This is a genomic window from Nocardia vermiculata NBRC 100427, assembly GCF_001613265.1.
Classification (GTDB): domain Bacteria; phylum Actinomycetota; class Actinomycetes; order Mycobacteriales; family Mycobacteriaceae; genus Nocardia; species Nocardia vermiculata.
Genome location: NZ_BDCA01000001.1, coordinates 22655 through 40138 on the forward strand (window position 1 = coordinate 22655; position 17484 = coordinate 40138).

At 68.6% G+C, this 17484-nt stretch carries 18 protein-coding genes; 2 read left to right on the plus strand and 16 right to left on the minus strand.

Annotation, left to right across the window (positions count from 1 at the left end; translation table 11 throughout):
* Positions 1-32 precede the first annotated feature (32 nt).
* From NV2_RS00115 to NV2_RS00160, 10 genes are all read right to left on the minus strand, one after another.
* Positions 33-758, minus strand: a complete 726-nt coding sequence (locus NV2_RS00115; protein WP_067867358.1) for a lysophospholipid acyltransferase family protein — start codon at positions 756-758, stop codon at positions 33-35.
* Between the two features lie 239 nt (positions 759-997).
* Positions 998-2056 carry an ROK family protein gene (locus NV2_RS00120; RefSeq protein WP_067867361.1) on the minus strand — a complete coding sequence of 353 codons (1059 nt, stop codon included), beginning with the start codon at positions 2054-2056 and terminating at the stop codon, positions 998-1000.
* Positions 2053-2652 (minus strand): hypothetical protein, encoded by a 600-nt coding sequence (locus tag NV2_RS31865; protein WP_174550533.1) that lies wholly within the window; start codon positions 2650-2652, stop codon positions 2053-2055. The genes NV2_RS00120 and NV2_RS31865 overlap by 4 nt, the downstream gene beginning before the upstream one ends.
* Entirely contained in the window at positions 2649-3953 is a 1305-nt protein-coding gene (locus NV2_RS00130) for an ArsA family ATPase (protein ID WP_281198514.1), read from the minus strand. The genes NV2_RS31865 and NV2_RS00130 overlap by 4 nt, the downstream gene beginning before the upstream one ends.
* Positions 3950-4387 (minus strand): SRPBCC family protein, encoded by a 438-nt coding sequence (locus NV2_RS00135; protein ID WP_067867366.1) that lies wholly within the window; start codon positions 4385-4387, stop codon positions 3950-3952. The genes NV2_RS00130 and NV2_RS00135 overlap by 4 nt, the downstream gene beginning before the upstream one ends.
* Positions 4388-4410: 23 nt before the next feature.
* On the minus strand, positions 4411-4794 hold the full coding sequence (locus NV2_RS00140) for a polyketide cyclase / dehydrase and lipid transport (RefSeq protein WP_067867369.1): 384 nt from the start codon (positions 4792-4794) through the stop codon (positions 4411-4413).
* 34 nt (positions 4795-4828) lie between these two features.
* Positions 4829-6007, minus strand: coding sequence for a glycosyltransferase family 4 protein (locus NV2_RS00145; RefSeq protein WP_067867372.1), 1179 nt, complete (start codon positions 6005-6007; stop codon positions 4829-4831).
* Positions 6008-6054: 47 nt separating this feature from the next.
* The gene (locus tag NV2_RS00150; RefSeq protein ID WP_067867375.1) at positions 6055-7050 is read right to left on the minus strand and encodes a hypothetical protein; all 996 of its coding nucleotides are present in this window, start codon (positions 7048-7050) and stop codon (positions 6055-6057) included.
* Positions 7051-7108: 58 nt separating this feature from the next.
* Complete coding sequence (locus tag NV2_RS00155; RefSeq protein WP_067867377.1) at positions 7109-8155, minus strand: NlpC/P60 family protein; 1047 nt, start codon at positions 8153-8155, stop codon at positions 7109-7111.
* A gap of 243 nt (positions 8156-8398) precedes the next feature.
* On the minus strand, positions 8399-8992 hold the full coding sequence (locus NV2_RS00160) for a C40 family peptidase (RefSeq protein ID WP_067867379.1): 594 nt from the start codon (positions 8990-8992) through the stop codon (positions 8399-8401).
* A 559-nt stretch (positions 8993-9551) separates the two neighbouring features.
* Here NV2_RS00160 and NV2_RS00165 point away from each other — a divergent pair.
* Positions 9552-11378, plus strand: a complete 1827-nt coding sequence (locus NV2_RS00165; protein ID WP_084473736.1) for a DEDD exonuclease domain-containing protein — start codon at positions 9552-9554, stop codon at positions 11376-11378.
* Positions 11379-11469: 91 nt separating this feature from the next.
* Here NV2_RS00165 and NV2_RS00170 read toward each other — a convergent pair whose 3' ends face one another.
* Entirely contained in the window at positions 11470-11913 is a 444-nt protein-coding gene (locus tag NV2_RS00170) for a MarR family winged helix-turn-helix transcriptional regulator (protein ID WP_067867387.1), read from the minus strand.
* A gap of 29 nt (positions 11914-11942) precedes the next feature.
* Here NV2_RS00170 and NV2_RS00175 point away from each other — a divergent pair, with 29 nt between their 5' ends.
* Positions 11943-12506 carry a cupin domain-containing protein gene (locus NV2_RS00175; RefSeq protein ID WP_067867391.1) on the plus strand — a complete coding sequence of 188 codons (564 nt, stop codon included), beginning with the start codon at positions 11943-11945 and terminating at the stop codon, positions 12504-12506.
* 20 nt (positions 12507-12526) lie between these two features.
* Here NV2_RS00175 and NV2_RS00180 read toward each other — a convergent pair whose 3' ends face one another.
* The 5 genes from NV2_RS00180 to ctaE form a co-directional block, all read right to left on the minus strand.
* Entirely contained in the window at positions 12527-12802 is a 276-nt protein-coding gene (locus NV2_RS00180) for an Lrp/AsnC family transcriptional regulator (protein WP_067867394.1), read from the minus strand.
* 103 nt (positions 12803-12905) lie between these two features.
* The gene (gene qcrB / locus NV2_RS00185; protein WP_067867396.1) at positions 12906-14537 is read right to left on the minus strand and encodes a cytochrome bc1 complex cytochrome b subunit; all 1632 of its coding nucleotides are present in this window, start codon (positions 14535-14537) and stop codon (positions 12906-12908) included.
* A gap of 73 nt (positions 14538-14610) precedes the next feature.
* Positions 14611-15768, minus strand: coding sequence for a cytochrome bc1 complex Rieske iron-sulfur subunit (gene qcrA, locus NV2_RS00190; protein WP_067868993.1), 1158 nt, complete (start codon positions 15766-15768; stop codon positions 14611-14613).
* 23 nt (positions 15769-15791) lie between these two features.
* The gene (gene qcrC, locus NV2_RS00195; RefSeq protein ID WP_084473737.1) at positions 15792-16673 is read right to left on the minus strand and encodes a cytochrome bc1 complex diheme cytochrome c subunit; all 882 of its coding nucleotides are present in this window, start codon (positions 16671-16673) and stop codon (positions 15792-15794) included.
* A 78-nt stretch (positions 16674-16751) separates the two neighbouring features.
* Positions 16752-17363, minus strand: a complete 612-nt coding sequence (gene ctaE, locus NV2_RS00200; protein WP_067867402.1) for an aa3-type cytochrome oxidase subunit III — start codon at positions 17361-17363, stop codon at positions 16752-16754.
* Between the last annotated feature and the right edge of the window lie 121 nt (positions 17364-17484).

A 17484-nucleotide genomic window follows, 5' to 3' on the forward strand; every position in this document is an offset into this window, starting at 1 on the left:
GCCGGGGCCACCGCTGTCTGCGACGTGTCCGGTCAGCTCGCCAGGGTCTCCGGAATCCGCTCCGCATCGGGACGCTCGGCGGCGGGCGCGCTCTTCTTCAGGCTCGCGGCGTAGACATCGACATACTCCTGGCCCGACATCTGCATCAGCTCGTACATGATCTCGTCGGTGACCGCGCGCTCGACGAACCGGTTACCGCCCATCCCCTCGTAACGGGAGAAGTCGATCGGCGCACCGAATTTCACGGTGACGCGGCGGCGGCGCCACCGGAACGGACCGGGCGGGCACACCTCGTCGGTACCGATCAGCGCCACCGGGATCACCGGGACACCGGTCTCCAGGGCGAGGCGTGCCACCCCGGTCTTACCCTTGTACAACCGGCCGTCCGGTGAGCGCGTGCCCTCCGGGTACAGCCCCACCATGCGTCCCTGCCCCAGCAGCTTGCGCGCGGTGTTGAGGGCGGCCTCGGCGGCGCTGGCACCACTGCGGTCGATCGGATACTGACCGGTGCCCGAGAAGAAGAATTTCTGCAGCCGGCCCTTGAGGCCGGGGGTGGTGAAATATTCGGCCTTGGCCAGATAAGTGATGCGACGCGGACTCAGCAGTGGCGTGAACAACCAGTCGGTGAACGACAGATGATTGCCGGCGAGGATCACCGCACCCTCGGCCGGAATATTTTCCACACCTTCGACCTTGGGACGGTTGTAGATATGCATCAAGGGTCCGACCAGCACGAATTTGAGCAGCCAGTAGAACATTGCGTCCTTTCCCTGTGAATATTCGAACGGGACCGGCCTCGTCGCAGGCACCACCGTCGCCCCGACTCTACCGCCGCCGATCTGTTGCGACCAAGCCCACACCGGGTATTTCACATCGATGCAACGCACACGGTGAAATCCGATACATAACGACCGTTCTCCGGGCGAAAACCGACCGGAACACCGGCCGTTCCCACCCTGTCACGCGGCGTACCCGCGTCTCGCCGCAATGGTTTGTTCTACTCACGACCCGCCGCGGTGTGCGCCCTTTCCGCTGTCGCCGGTTCGGTACCCCGCGCACCTCCGGGCTGCCATCGGCCGACCCCGGACTCCAGGGCGGCGCGCGCGAGTTCGGCCGCCCCGATCATGCCCGCCGCCTCCCCCAGCTGGGTGGTGCGCAGGCGAGCCAGGGGGCGATGGCGGCCACCGGTGATCGCGGCGGCGTAGTGCTCGCGCGCGTCGTCGAGGAACAACGGCGCCGAAGAACTCACCCCACCCGCGACGACGATCAGGTCGGGATCGAAGATATCGCTCACGAACGCCAGGCCCAGCCCGAGCCAGCGGGCGAAATCGGCCATCACGTGCAAGGCGACCGGATCGCCGTCCTGTGCCGCGCCCGCGACCCGGCGCCCGGTCAGCGCACCGGGGTCCTCGCTCACCTCGCGCGCCAGAATCGTCGAGGGCATCGGGTCGGTAGCCAGCATCTCGATCGCGGTATCCACCAGCGCCGTGCCGCTGCAATACCGTTCCCAGCAGCCGCGCTTACCGCACGGGCACACGCGGCCGCCGGGCACCACCTGGAGGTGACCGAGTTCCGGTGCGACACCGTAACTCCCGCGATAGAGCCGGCCCTCCACCAGCAGCGCCGCACCGATTCCGGTTCCGATCGCGACGAGCACGCCGTTGTGCGCGCCCGCGGCCGCACCGAATTGGTATTCCGCCCACATGGCGGCGTTGGCGTCGTGTTCCAGGATCACCGGCAGCCCCAGCCGTTCGGTGAGCCGGCCGGCGACCGCGGTGTCCTCCCACGGCAGATGCGGCGCGAAACGCACCGACGAGCGGGTCTCGTCGACGAATCCCGCGACCGCCAATCCCACCGCGCCGATATCGTGGCGGGCACACAATTCCCGTACCGCACGGTCGAGGCCGTCCTCGAGCGCCGGGGCGGAATGCGGGGTCGGCGCCTGCACGGTGTCCAGCACCGCACCGGTCCCGTCGACCACCGAGGCACGAATGTTGGTACCGCCGACGTCGATGCCGACGGTCAACGGATCGGTACGGCCGGAGTCGCCGCTCATTTCCGGATCCGCACCCGGATGGGAACGTATCCGGGACGCTCCGGAACCGGATCCCGGTCCCGCCCGGCATGTTTCGATCGGTGCCTGCCCGGGCCCTCCGCCGCGCGCGCCCGCGTCCCGGTCATGCGCGCATCGTCACCGGCATCGGCCGTATCCGTGGCCGGCGTCGGGTCCGGCGCGATCGGGCCCGCGTCCGCCGCGCGGGAATTCGCCTCGGAGTTCGATGCCGCGTGATCCGGGGCGCCGGTCCCCCGGGACGCGGGCCCGGCCGTCTCGTCCGGATTCGCCGAGCCGGCCGGGTCCGCCGGGTCGTCCGGGATCAGTGGTTCGACCGGAACCCCGGCCAGCGCCTCACGCAGCACCGTCACGATCGCCGTGCCGTGATCGGCCACCGCGGTGAGTACCTCGTGATGTTCACCGCGGACCAGGGCCGCTGCCGCGCAGACCGGGCACCAGCTGCAGGCATCCCATTCCCGGCCGTCGGCCGCGGCCCGGCGCAAGGTGGGCTCGATCCGCTCCAGCAGGGTTTCGGCCAGCGCACGCAGTTCCAGCGCGAACTCGTCGAAGGTGTCCTCGTGTGGGTGGGCTCGGGTCATCGGGGCCAGACCTCCGGATCCGGACGGAAGCGCACGACCAGATGCTCACCGTCGAGTTCGGCGCCCTCGACGGTGCATCGCCGCAATACCGGCGCCAGGCGTAGCCGCCGGCGGACACCGTCCGCTCCCACGATCACATCGTCCTCCACTCGTCCCAGTCGCACCGTGCCCGGATCGACCACCGGCAGGCGCATCCGCAGCGTGTATACCGATTCCAGACCGGTGCCCGACTCCCAGCGCACCTGTGGTTCCCCGGCCGCGTCCCCCGGCTCCGGGGTCGTCGCGCCCAGCATAGGGTCTGACGCCCCGTCCGCCGGGTTGCCACGAACGGACAACCCCTGCGCCAGTTCCGCCAGCGCCCGCCGGCCCACCGGCTCCGGTCCGGTGTGGTGGGCGATGGTCACCGGTACGCCCGGCATGCGCGCACGCAGTTCGGTGATCACCTCGAGCTGCTCGGCGCGCTGCCGGAGATACCACTGCACGGCCGGATGCGGTATGCCGGTCTCCGCGGCCGGCGGCACCGGTGCCAGCACCTTGTTCACCACCACTTCGTCGAGCCGCAGTCCCAGCAGCGCGGCCGCCGAGTGCATCCGCGCCGCTTCGGCCAGCGCCACCCGTTCCGGGCCGGTGATCAGCCGGGTGCCGGTGCGTCGCGGATCCGCCAGCAGGTCCCGGACCGCGGTCACCGCGGCCGCGATCCGCTCGGTGGTGGCTGCCAGCACCGCCCGGCGCACATCGCCGCCGGTAGCGCTCAGGACCCGGGCATGCGCGGGCCACACCCGTTCCAGATAACCGAGCAACGTGTCCGGCGCGGTCACGATGCGCAGCATATCCGCCGAGGGCGGGCAGTCCACGACGATCAGATCCCAGTCGTCCGCGTCGGCGAACTGCGCGATCTCGGTCAGCGCCAGCAGTTCCTGCACTCCCGGCAGCCCGGTGAGCTCGGCGGGATCGAGTGCGGTGACATCGATGCCGTGGTCGTGTCCGGCGCCCGACAGCGTCCGGGTCACATCGCGGTACCGGTCCTCCAACAGCGCCAGCGAGTCGATCTCGATGACATCCAGATCCGGTGCGACACCGACGATTCCGGCGATGGTCCCCGGATCGTGGTCGATCCGCACTCCCCATACGTCACCGAGAGAGTGGGCCTGATCGACGGAGGCGACCAGCACCCGCTGCCCGGCCTGCACCGCGGCGATCGCGGACGCGCAGGCCAGCGTCGTCTTACCGACGCCGCCCTTGCCGATGATCAGTTCCAGGCGGGTCGTGGCGGCACGACCGCGCGGCGCGGCCGGGGTCAGCCTTCGACCCGTTTCTTGAGTTCCTTGAGGGCCGTATCGGTGATCACCTTCTCGGCCTTGCGCTTGAACATTCCGATCATCGGAATGGTGAGGTCCACGGTCAGCTCGTACACCACCTGTGTGGTGCCGTCGGCCTGGTCGATCAGCTCGTAGGTGCCGTCCTGCGCCTTCTGCAGCTCACCACTGACCAGTTGCCAGCTCACCGCCCGCCCGTCCGCGCGCCAGGTGTAGGACAGCACGTAGGTGTCCTTGACGACGCCCGCGTCCAGCACGAATCGCGCGGTGCGGGCCCGTCCGTCGGGGTAGCTCTCGAGTACCTCCACCGATCGTGCCGCCGCCACCCATTCCGGATACGACGGCAGATCGGAGATAACGGCCATCACGCGATCCGACGGGGCATCGACGATGATCGACCTCTGGGTCCGGTCGGCCATGACTGACAGCGTTTCCTTTCGGGCTAGCGTGACGGTGCCACGCCGGCGGGCCGGCCGGCCTCCAGCCGGGACTTCACCTCGAACGACATCTTCTTACCCGCAACCCGCCGGGACCTGTTGGCCGCCATCAAGGTTCGAGGCGGCAGCGAGGCGGCGGCCGGCGGCTCGGCATGCAGGAAATAGTGCAGGATGACCCCGTCCAGCGACGGCTCCAGCCACACCTCCATGGTGCCGGTCAGCGGGCCCGCCACCGACCAGCGGATGCCCTTGTCGCCGCGGTCCTCGCGCACCTCGAGGGTGAGATCGGGCCACCACTGCCGCCAGCGCGCCCGATCCGCCAGCACCTCGGCGACCATGGCGCCCGGCGCGGCAACGAAGGTCTGGTCGGCCACCTGAATGCTGCTCACGGCTGCTCGCTGCGCTCGCTCATGGGAGCCGAGCCTAGCTCACCTGTCCGATGCCGCCGGAGCCCACCGCACCCCGATCGGCGCGGGGGTCCAGCAGAGTGCTCAACCGGTTGCCCAGCACATCCCAGCGCCACTGGTCGGCGACCCATTCGCGGCCCGCCGCACCCATGCGTGCGGCGGCGTCACGATCGGAAAGGATTTCGACGACCGCATTCGCCACGGCCCGGTCGCTGCGCCCGTCCACTACGGTTCCGGTGCGACCCTCGAGCACGGTTTCCGGTGCGCCACCGGAGTTTCCGGCCACCACGGGGACACCGGTAGCCGAGGCCTCCAGATAGACGATGCCGAGCCCTTCCACATCCAGGCCGGCGCCGCGGGTCCGGGAAGGCATCGCGAAGACGTCGGCGATGGTGTGGTGTGCGGCCAGTTCTCCCGAGGGGACCCGGCCGGTGAACACGACATCGTCCTCTAGGTCCAGGGCCTGGACCAGACCGCGCAGTTTTTCCTCGTACGGCCCACCTCCGGCGATCACCAGAACGGCACCGTCGATCCGGCGCCGGATCTCGCGCATGGCGAGGATCAGCACGTCCTGCCCCTTGCGCGGTACCAGCCGCGACAGGCACAACACGGTGGGCCGATCCCCCAGCCCGTAGCGGGCCCGCAATTGCGCACGGGCCGCCGGATCGGGCCGGAATACGGTGCTGTCGACGCCCGGGGGCAGATACTCCAGTGCGGCCCGCGGGCCGAAGGCGGCCGCGAACCGGCGGCGAGTGTATTTGCTGACGTAGGTGATCGTGTCGGTGTGGTCACCGATCACGCGCAGCACCTGCCGAGCCCCCGGCACCATGGACCAGCCGACCTCGTGTCCGTGCGTACTGGCCACGATCCGCTGCGCGCCCGCCCGCCGCAGTGCGGGCGCCATCAGTGCCAGCGGGGCGGCCGCGCCGAACCATACGGTGTCGCAGCGTTCGGCCCGCAGCAATTTCACGGCGCGCCGCAGGACCAGCGGGGTCGGCAGCATCAGTGTCGTCGGATGGCGGACCACCCGGAACGGCTGGGCGGCATCGAAGCGCTCGTGGGAATCGCCACGCCAGCGAGGCGCGTAGACCACCAGATCCTCGGGCGGCAGCCGCAACGCCAGGGAATGAACATAGGACTGGATGCCGCCCGGCCGGGGCGGAAAGTCGTTGGTGATCAACAGCGTGCGACCCATGGGGGAAGTCTATGGCGCGCCCCCCGCCACCTCCCGCTGTGCCCCGGCTAGGCCGCTACCCGCGCCGCGACCCACTCACGCCAGGCCGCGACGAACTCGGCGTGGCCGAGGCCCAGCGTCTCGCGCAGGCCTCGATCGATCGCCGCGGCGTCCTGTGGGCCGGTCGCGAAGCGGAGATAGAGCGCGCGCAGTTGCTGTTCACCGAATCGGTCCGCCACGAAGGCGTGGACCGACCAGGCCTGTTCGTAGGCGAGGGCCGCGTCGTTGTCCGGTCCGGGCACGAACGCACGGTCGGCAGGCAGGTCCGCGGGCAGCCGGCCCGCGCGCGCGGATGCGGTCAGTGTCGGCGCCACCTGAGTGAACGGCCGCTCGGCATCACGTTGCCCGCAGTATTCGGCGAATCCTTCCAGCACCCACTGGGGCGAGCCGTCCACGGTCCGGGCCCGCGCCGCGACATGGGTGAGTTCGTGACGCAAGGTCTCGCGCAGGCCGTCGGGACCGAGCCGCTTGCCGGCTTCGGCGGAGAAGACGATGCGCTGGCCGGTGGGAGTGGTTCCGGGGAGGAAGGGGTCCGAGACCGACGCGGCGGCAACCTGATCCGATACCGCACCGGTGGCATGGGTCAGCGCGGCGAATTCGGAGCCGCTCGAGGCCACCGCGACGACCGCTTCGTGCGCCCATTCGGTACCCCAGACCTCCGATACCGCCGTCACCGCGGGGCCGATCTCGCGCGCCAGCTGATCGACCTCACCGCGCTGATACGGGTGTCCCAGTACCACCGACAGCCTGCCGTCGGCGCCGGATACATGTTGCGCCACCACCGGGCCGTAGGAGCTCATCACGCGGCGCAGTTCGGGGAGCTGGGGATCGGTGTGCGGCGGCGCGGAGTCGGCATGTGCGGGCCCGGTACGTACTCCGGGCTCCGGAAGCAGGAGCAGCGCGCCCGCGGCCGCGCACACGGAAACCACGATCGCGACGGCCACGGCGAATTCGACGTGCCGACGCCCGGTCAGCCAGGCCCGGATCCGTAGCAGTGCGCTCATACGACAACGATCCTCACATCGATGTGATCACTCGCCGCCAGATTCTCGCAGGTACGGGCTACATACCAAGGTAGTATCGGCGCGCCGAATGGTAAGGCGTGTTGCCCATCGGCGCCACGGCCACCGGAACACCAAAGGTGGAGGCGTGCAACAGCATCCCGTTACCGGCGTAGATGCCCACATGGGAGGCGTCGGAATAGAAGAACACCACGTCACCGGGCTGCAGGTTGTCGCGGTCGACCGGGGTGCCGACGGTGGCCTGAGCCTGACTGGTGCGCGGCACATCGATGCCGACATGCTGGAAAGCCCACTGGACCAGGCCCGAGCAGTCGAACTGGTCCGGTCCGGTCGCCCCCCAGACGTAGGGGTCGCCGACACGGGTCAGACCCGCGGCCAGCGCACTGGTGCCACTACCGGGCACCAGGCCGTTCAACAACGTGTCCCGGTCGAAACCGGGTGGGAACAGCGATCCCGCGAGCGCGGATCTGTCTCCCGCCGACAGCGCGCCCCAGGCCTGGATCACCTGCGCCATCGATCCCTGCAACTCGGCCCGCTTGCGCTCCAGGTCGACTCGAACCTCGTCGGCCTTCTTCGCGGCTGAGGCCGCGACGTCGGAGGCGGACTTGGCGGATGCTTGCGCGGCGGTCGCCGCATCGGTCGCCGCGGAGTACTTCTTCAGTTGCTCGCCGGTCTGGGTGGATACCACGTCCAGTGTCGACATCTGGTCGAGCAATTGCTGCGGTGAATCGGAGACCAGCACGGAGAACAGGCGGTTGGTGCGCGCTCCCTCGTAGGCGGCGATAGCGGTGCGGTCCACCGCCGGCTGGAACTTGCGTACCTCGGCCCGGGCGGCCTCGACGGCGCCGCTCGCCGCGGCGAGCTTGTTCGCGGCGTCGCCGGCCGCGGCCTGTTTGGCGGTCAGGTCCTCCTGCGCGGCCAATGCCTTCTGATTCAGCTGCTCGGATTGATGCGACAGGTCGATCAGCTGCTGTACCGCGTCACCGGCCGTCGACGGCGGAGCGGAATGAGCGGGATCGGCTGTGGCGAGACCGCCGGAGCTGCCACCGAACACCAGCACGCCTACTGCGAGCGAGCCACCGACCATTCGTCTGGTCCGGCTGTTACGTCGCGCGTTACCTCTGTGCGCTCTCACGGCCTGCCGCGCCCCGTTCTTCTCGTGTCGAGCTGGAACCGAAATCCTGGAAACCCGTAAAGGTCTCGATAAGGTTACGGAACCGCGTCCTCTCGTGTCCAGCAGGCCACGAAATGATCACGTCAATTGTCAGGAAAGCCCGGATCGGCGGTCCGAACTATGCGGAATGCGCCGATCCGGGCCGAGCCCGAGATCTCAGTAGCGACGGGCGCCGCTGATCGGCATCGAGGACACCGGGGCCACCTTCACCGGTTCACCGGCGGTGGACGCATGGACCACATTGCCGTCGCCGACGTAGACCGCCGAGTGGCCGCCGCCGTAGTAGGACACCACGTCACCGGGCTGCAGTGCGTCGGTCGAGACCGGGGAACCCGCGTTGAGCTGCTCGTAGCTGGTGCGGGGTAGTTCCTGACCGGCCTGCCGGTACGACCACTGGACCAGACCCGAGCAGTCGAAGGCGTTCGGACCGGATGCGCCGTACACATAAGGGGCGCCGACCTTGGACATCGCGGCGTCGGCAGCGCGCTGGCCGACGGTCTGCTGCGGTACGAACGGCGCCGGTGCGATGCCCGGGATCTGAATGGTCGGCGGGACGGCCCCCGGGGGGATCACGCCGAGAACCTCGTCGGGTACATCGAAGGTGCCGACGCCCGGCACCTCGACCGGGGCGGCCGCGGCGGTGGTCGCCGGGAGCAGCAGAACACTGAGGGTTGCTGCGCCAACGGCTCCGGCCGCAACGGCCCGGCGGGCGGTGCGAGGCAGCCCAGGAACCTGTCGCTTGATCGCCATGATGCGGTACTCCTCATCTTCCCCACGACGCCGCGCCGGGTGGCGCGTCGGACTCCGTGAGGTCTCGATGAGGTTACGAGTACATAACGGTGCGTTGTAAAGCCCAGGTCGAGCACAACAAGATCAGGCCGGAAAAGTCGCGGCGACTGCTGCGACACACCTCACACGATTACGAAATAATAACAATGCACAGCGTCAGCCGCGTCGCCGGATTCGCCTCGACCCCCGCGATCGGGCGCGCCGACACGGACCGACCGGAGCGCGCGGCAGGAAACCGGGCCCAGCCTCCATCGGAGACCGAACTAGCCAACCGAACGGTCTGCAGGTTGCGTGAGCGACCCACTCCGGCAACGATTACGCAAGCCCCGCGTCCACCGACAGCACCACACCGACCTCATTCATAGCCGAATCGATCTACTGTGCGGCTCGTCACTTTTCCGCATACTCTGCTCGATTCCCGGGCGCGGCGACCGCGGTCCACGGCCGTTGGTACCGCGATCGCGGTACCGAGCCGAGCAGCCCGGCGCATGTGTCGGACCCTGCGCCTAGGCTGCTCGCCGTGCCCGCCCCCGCTCCCCGACCGGCCCAATTGGCCCTCGAATTACCAGGTCACGGCGGCGAGGAGGCCGAGGCGACGCTGCGGGACATTACATTCGTGGTGGTGGATCTGGAGACCACCGGCACCCGCCCCGACGGGGACGCGATCACCGAGATCGGCGCGGTGAAGGTGCGCGGCGGCGAAATACTCGGCGAGTTCGCCACCCTGGTCGATCCCGGCCGCGCGATTCCGCCGCAGATCGTGCAGGTCACCGGCATCACCACCGCGATGGTGGTACAGGCGCCACGGATCGAGGCGGTGCTGCCCGGCTTCCTCGAGTTCGCCGCGGGTTCGGTGCTGGTCGCGCACAACGCCCGCTTCGACATGTCGTTCCTGCAGGCCGCCGCACAACGCTGTGGTGCCGAATGGCCGTCGTTCCAGGTGCTGTGCACGGTGAAGCTGGCGCGCCGCATCCTCGACCGGGACGAGGCGCCTACGGTTCGGCTCTCGGCGCTGGCACAACTGCTCGGTGCCCGGACCCGGCCCACCCACCGGGCCCTCGACGATGCCCGCGCCACCGTCGACGTCCTGCACGCACTGTTCGAGCGGGTCGGCAATCTCGGGGTACAGACCCTGACCGAACTGGTCGACTATCTCCCCGAGACCACCCGGGTCCGCCGCGCCAAACGCGCCCTGGCGGCCGATCTCCCCACCGCGCCCGGGGTCTATCTGTTCCGGGGGCCGTCGGACGAGGTGCTCTACATCGGCACCGCGGTGAACCTGCGCCGGCGCGTACACAACTACTTCACCGGATCCGAGACCCGCACCCGGATGCGGGAGATGATCACCCTCGCCACCCGGATCGACCATGTGCGTTGCGCGCACGGGCTGGAAGCGGGGGTGCGGGAACTGCGGCTACTGGTAGCGCACACCCCGCCCTACAACCGTCGTTCCAAGTTCCCCACCTGGGCGTGGTGGCTGACGCTCACCGAGGAGGCTTTCCCCCGCTTCGCCGTCAGCCGCACCCCCACCGCCTACGCGCTGGGCCCGTTCGGGTCCCGCACCGACGCCACTGCCGTCGGGCTCACGCTCGCGGAGTACAGCGGCATCCGCACCTGCACCACCCGGATTCCCCGCACGGGCACCCACGGCGGCGCATGCCCACCCGCGGTGGTGGGCGGCTGCCCCGCGGCAGTATTCGGCACCCGGGCATCGGCGGCCGACTACGCCCCGGCTCCCGCCGCGCTGCGAGAGCTGTTCGCCGGTCGCGACGATGCGCCTTTGCGCGCCATCGTCGAGCGCATCGACCGCTGTATCGCCGACGAGCACTTCGAGGCCGCCGCGCGACTGCGGGACCGCACCTGTGCGGTGGTGCGAGCATTGCGCCGGACGCAGCGCCTGGCTGCGCTGGCCCGCATCGCCGAACTGATCGCCGCGCGCCCGGACGGCAACGGCGGCTGGGACTTCGCCGTCATTCGTTACGGCCGGCTGGCGGCCGCCGGCACCGCCGCTCGCGGAACCGCTCCCATGCCCGTGGTCGAGGCTCTGGTCGCCGCCGCCGAAACCGTCCGCCCGGACCGCCTCACTACCGAGCGGACTCCGCTGCCGGCCGTCGCCGGGGCGGCCGAGGAGCCCGAGCATCCACCGTTGCGCGGCGCCCCACCCGAGGAGACGACCGTCATCGCCCGCTGGCTGGAGCAGCCCGGTACCCGCATCGTGCGAACCACCGAGGGATATCGGGAGCCGTGCCGGGGAGCCGGTCCCTGGCTGTCCTGGGTCGAGCGCGCCGAAGCCGCGATGCGGTCCGAATCGGCGGCGGCGGACTACCTTTCACGAACCGGCACCTGAGCGAGCGGTCCACCGGCGCCCGCGGCCGTGAGCAGGCCGCTCGCTGCCCGTCGACACAGCGGTCTCGCCGGAGAGTGCGGGTCGCGATGGTTCAGCCGGGTGCGGCGGCGAGCGAGCTACGCACGCCGGCCAAGGTCCGGCGCAACAGTTCGAGCGCATCGGCCCCCAGGTCCGCGCGCAACCGCTGTTCGATCTCGGCGATCCGGCCCGCTGCCACGGCGACGGCCGCGCGCCCGGCCGCGGTGGCGACCACCAGCCTGGCCCGGCGGTCGGCGGGATCGGCGCGGCGTTCGACCAGACCGCGTCGCTGCAGATGCGTGACCAGCTCCCCCATCGATTGCTGTGTCATTCCGGCCGCGTCGGCCAGCACGCTCACCCGCGAACCTCCCGGCTCGAGATACCGAAAGACCGCATAGTGCGCCGGGCGTAACTCCGCGTCGAGCTCGGCCCGCAGACTGCGGTTCAGCTCCGCCTCGAATCGGCGGGTGACCTCGGTGAGCAGCTTGAGCAACGAGTCGGATACATCCGTTGACATAATAGGAAGGTTACCTTTATACCTGTCCTATGTCAGCCACCTTGACCTTCCGCGACGGCCGTCAGGTCACTCGTCTCTCGGAAGGAACCGACGAACACGGCGCCTACCTCATGCTGCGTCACTATCTGCCCACACCGTCGCGACAGGCGGGACGGCATTGGCATCCCACTCTCACCGAGCAGTGGACGGTGCGGGGCGGGCGTCTCGAATTCCGGATCGGCGATCGCGACATCGTGGCACGCCAGGGTGATACGGCCGTGGCACCGGCGGGGACGGTGCATTCGTTCACCAGCGTGGAACCCGATACTGTCGTCGACCACGAGATCCGGCCGCCGCTGCGGCACTGGGAGATGTTCCGGCTGTGGCAGGCTCTCGACGCGGCCGGGCGGACCACCGGCTCCGGCATCCCACGCAACCCGCTGGCGTTGGCGCTGCTGTGGGACTACCAGGACGGATATGTAGCAGGGCCCCCGGCTCTGGTGCAACGAGCCCTGCTCGGTTCGCTCGCCGCGATCGCCCGCCGACTCGGCTACGAGCGCCGACTACTGCGGAAGTACGGCGCGGACGGCGCAGCGGCGACCACCCCGCGCTGATCGCCGCAGCCGCGCCAGGGCTACTCGCCGATCGAGAACCCCGCCTCCACCTCCGCGCTCGAATACGACTTGAACGCGATATGGGTGGTGGTGCGCAGTACGCCCGCCGTCTTGTTCACCCGGCCCGTCACCACCTCGGCGATCTGCTCGTGGTCGCGCACCCGCACCACCGCGATCAGATCGACGTCCCCGGCGCACGAGTAGACCTCGGTGACCCCCTCGAGATCGGCCAGTGCCTGCGCGGTCTCGGGGATGCGGGCGGCCTCGGCATGGATCAACACGATCGCGGTAATCATGGCGCGAGTCTATTGCTCCGTACCGCCGGCGAGGAACTCACCTGCAGAAACGGGCAGGCCCCGAGTCGGATGTCCGACTCGGGGCCTGCCTCGGTGCACGCGATCAGTGGTGGTCTCCACCGCCGCCGTTGCGCGTCTTCTCCTGATGACCGGCCAGCACCTCGAGCTGCTTGTGCTCGGCCTCGTGCTCGGCCTGCACGAGCGCGTCGGCCTCGGCCTCGGGATCCGCCCGCAGGAACGAACCCAGTCCGGGCTTGCCCGCCGAACCCAGCTTGTTCATCTTCTTCGGCACCGCGGCGCCCTGGTACTCCAGCGGGATCGGGTGGCCGTGGTCGTCGACCGGGCCCAGCGGCTGGTGTACCTCGATGTACTCACCGTGCGGCAGACGCTTGATCACGCCGGTCTCGATGCCGTGCTCGAGCACAGCCCGGTCCGAACGCTGCAGACCCAGGCACAGCCGGTACGCCAGGAAGTAGGCGATCGGCGGCGCCACCAGCAGCGCGATCCGGAAGAACCAGGTGGTCGCGTTCAGCGAGATGTCGAACTTCAGCGCGATGATGTCGTTGACACACGCGAGGGTCGCCACGACGTAGAACGCGATGGCCATCGCACCGATCGAGGTACGGACCGGCACGTCGCGCGGACGCTGCAGGAGGTTGTGGTGATGGCCTGCATCGCCGGTGAGCCGCTTCTCGATCCACGGGTAGGCGATCAGCACCATGAACACCAAGCCCATGAGCAGCGCGACCCAGAACGGTGCCGGCACCGTGTAGCGGCCGAGGTACAGCTCCCAGGGTGGCATCAGACGGGCCAAACCGTCGGTCCACATCATGTAGAAGTCGGGCTGTGAACCTGCCGAGACCTGGGACGGGTTGTAGGGACCCAGGTTCCAGATCGGGTTGATCTGCAGCACGCCACCCATGACGGCGACGACGCCCAGGGTGAACATGAAGAACGCGCCCTGGTCGGCGGCGAACACCGGGACGATGCGCGCGCCGACGACGTTCTTCTCGGTGCGGCCCGGACCGGGGAACTGGGTGTGCTTCTGGTACCAGACGATCGCCACGTGCGCGGCGATCAACGCCAGCATGATGCCGGGGAGCAACAGAATGTGAGCGACGTACAGACGCGGGATGATGATCGTGCCCGGGAAGTCGCCACCGAAGATCAGCCAGTGCATCCAGGTGCCGATCAGCGGAATACCCATGGTGATACCGCCGAAGGCGGCCCGCAGACCCGTACCGGAGAGCAGATCGTCGGGCAGCGAGTAGCCGAAGAAGCCCTCGAACATCGCCAGGATCAGCAGCAACGAACCGATCACCCAGTTCGCCTCACGCGGCTTGCGGAACGCGCCGGTGAAGAAGATGCGGAACAGGTGGATGATGATCGATGCCGCGAACAGCAGCGCCGCCCAGTGGTGTACCTGGCGGACGAACAGACCACCACGGACCTCGAACGAGATCTGCAGTGCGGACTCGTAGGCACGCGACATCGTGACGCCGCGCAGCGGCTGATAGCTGCCGTTGTAGACGACCTCGGTCATCGACGGGTCGAAGAACAGCGTCAGGTAGATACCCGACAGCAGCAGGATGATGAACGCGTAGAGCGCGATCTCACCCAGCAGGAACGACCAGTGGGTCGGGAAGACCTTGTTGATCGATCGTTTCACGAACGCAGCGGCGCGATACCGCTCGTCCATCTCGTTGACCTGTGCGGCCGCTTTGCTAGGACTCATGCCCGTCCCTCGCTAGCGCTCGGGCCGGACATGTGCCCGGCACGCTGTACTGATGATTCACTCGCAAGCTCGCTCATGAACGACGCTCCCAGAAGGCCGGGCCGAGCGGCTCGACGAAGTCGCCGTTGGCGACCAGGAAGCCCTCGGAATTGACGGTGATGGGCAGCTGCGGCAGCGCACGGGCGGCGGGACCGAAGACCGGCTTACCCCACTCGGTCGCGGAGAACTGCGACTGATGGCAGGGGCACAGGATCCGGTTGGTCTGCTGCTCGAACAGGGAGGTCGGGCAGCCCAGATGGGTGCAGATCTTCGAGTAGGCGAAGTAGTCGCCGAAGTTGAAGCTCTCCTGGCCCTTGCGTTTGATCGCCTTCTCCGCATCAGCGGTACGCAGGCGGATCAACATGACCGCGTTACGAATGCCGCGCAGCGAGTGGAGGGTCTCCTCCTCGTTGCCGCGCCACTCTTCCTTCCACGGGAAGACGGTCTCCATGGCGCCGCCGTCCAGATCCTCGGGACGCACCAGCACGATGTCCTCGGGACGACCGGTGTCCTTGCGCAGGAAGATGGTCTGACCGGGGTAGTCCGGAGTCCAGCCCGAGACCCACAGCGGCGACTTGTCGCCCTTGGCCCACGGGTTCTTGATGAGCCCGCCGACGAAGACGAACAGCGCGCCGATTCCCAGCACGCCCACGCCCAGACCCGCGGTGCGGGTGATCATCTTGCGACGACCCAGCGTGGTGGTCTCCAGCGCGTCCGACATCTGCGCGCCCAGGGTGCGGCGGTCCACCTCGTCGGAGGGACCGTCGTGCCGGGTCTGGATCGAGATCTCGTGCGGGATGAACTTCTTGCGGATCAGCACCGCGGCCACACCGACCGCGAGGACCGCGATACCCAGCAGCAGGCCGTAGAGCGGGGTGGCCAGCGAGTAGATACCGCTGCCGTCCTCGTGGCGGCTCTTGTACTCCCACGGCCAGAACAGGAACACACCGATCAGGGCCGCACCGGCCAGAGCGGAAATGGCGAACCACAGCGCTACCTGCCGTTCGGCACGCTTCTCCGCGCGTGTGCCCGGAACCGGCCAGCGCGGAGCACGGTAGACGACCTCGACGCCGTCGCGGGCGGTACCGAGTTCGACCAGTTCGTCCCGCGACATCGCGTCGAGCTGCTCCTCGGTGGGGTCCAGGTTCACGCCCTTGCCCCCTGCGTTGCCGCCATCCTCGGGCCGGCTCATCTCGTTTCGCTCCTGTTCGTTACTCATGATCGGGATCCGATCCACATCGCCGATCCGACGATCGCCACCAGGCCGATGATCCACATCACCAGGCCCTCGGTCGCGGGCCCGAAGCCACCCAGGCCGTAACCGCCCTCGGAGGTCGACTCGGTGCGGTCCTTCACATAGGCCACGATGTCACGCTTCTCCTCGGGGGACAGCTGACGATCGGAGAACTTCGGCATGTTCTGCGGGCCGGTGAGCATCGCCGTGTAGATCTGCTGCTCGTTCGCCTCGCCCAGCGGCGGCGCGAACTTACCGGAGGACAGCGCGCCGCCCTTACCGGTGAAGTTGTGGCAGGACGCGCAGTTGAGCCGGAACAGCTCGCCACCGCGGCCGAGGTCGGCGCCGTCGATCAGCGATTCCTGGGCGATGTCGCCGTTGGGATCGCGGATCACGGTCGGGCCGCCGCCGTTGGCGGCGATGTAGGCGCCGATCGCGTCGGTCTGACGGGCGTCGAACTTCGCGGGCTTGCGCTGGATCTGTGCATTGTTGGCAGAGGCAGGCATGCGACCGGTGGACACCTGGAAGTAGACCGCGGCCTCACCGACACCGATCAGGCTGGGCCCGCGATCCTGCACACCCTGCAGGTTGGCGCCGTGGCAGGTGATGCAGGAGGTCTCGTAGAGCTGCTTACCCTCGCGAATCAGCGCCGACTGATCCTTGTCGGCGGTGGCGACCTGCGCGTTCGGGGTGAGCGCCGAGGCCGCGAAGCCGGCTCCGACGAGGCCCATCAGAAGAACCAGACCGCCGGCGAGCTTGCGGCGCATCCGACGCTGCTTGCGGGTCTTGGTGGCCTGGTTGTTCTCAGCGCCGCCGACCCCGGGGCTGGTGGGGTCTGGCGCTGATGGGGGCGATGAACTCATCTGTGTCCCTTTGAAGTAGACGGAACCGACTTGTGCAAAGTGTGTGTCCGGCCGTCCCGCGGGGCGGCCGCCGCCCGGCTAGCGGACGAAGTAGATCGTGGCGAACAGCCCGATCCAGACGATGTCGACGAAGTGCCAGTAGTAGGACACGACGATCGCCGCAGTGGCCTGCGCCGGGGTGAACTTACTGACCTTCGTCCGGAACAGCAGGAAGATGAACGCGATGAGACCGGCGATGACGTGCAGGCCGTGGAACCCGGTGGTGATGAAGAACACCGAGCCGTAGCTGCTGCTGTCGATCGTGGTGCCCTCTTGGTACAGCGCGTGGTACTCGGTGCCCTGGCCGATCACGAAGAACAGGCCCATGAGGAAGGTGATCACGTACCAGCGCCGCAGCCCGAAGACGTCACCGCGCTCGGCGGAGAACACGCCCATCTGGCAGGTGAACGACGAGGCGATCAGCACGGCCGTGACCGGCACGGCGAGCTTCAGGTTCAGCTCGGTCGGTTCCGGCGGCCAGTTGCCATGGGCCTGGGCGCGAGCGACGAAGTACATGGCGAAGAGGCCGGCGAAGAACATCAGCTCGCTCGACAGCCAGATGATGGTTCCGACGCTGACCATGTTGGGCCGGTTCAGCGAATGCACACGCTGAGTAATGGCCGATCCTGGTGTCCCTACTGCGGTCGTCACGCCGGTAAGTATGACTCGCCGTAGTACGACAGGACCACCCGGGTGCGAATTCGGGGTGTCGGACCTCGAATCTACAGCGCGCGTGCGGGTCTGGGACGGCATGCGGCGTGTCGGAAGAACC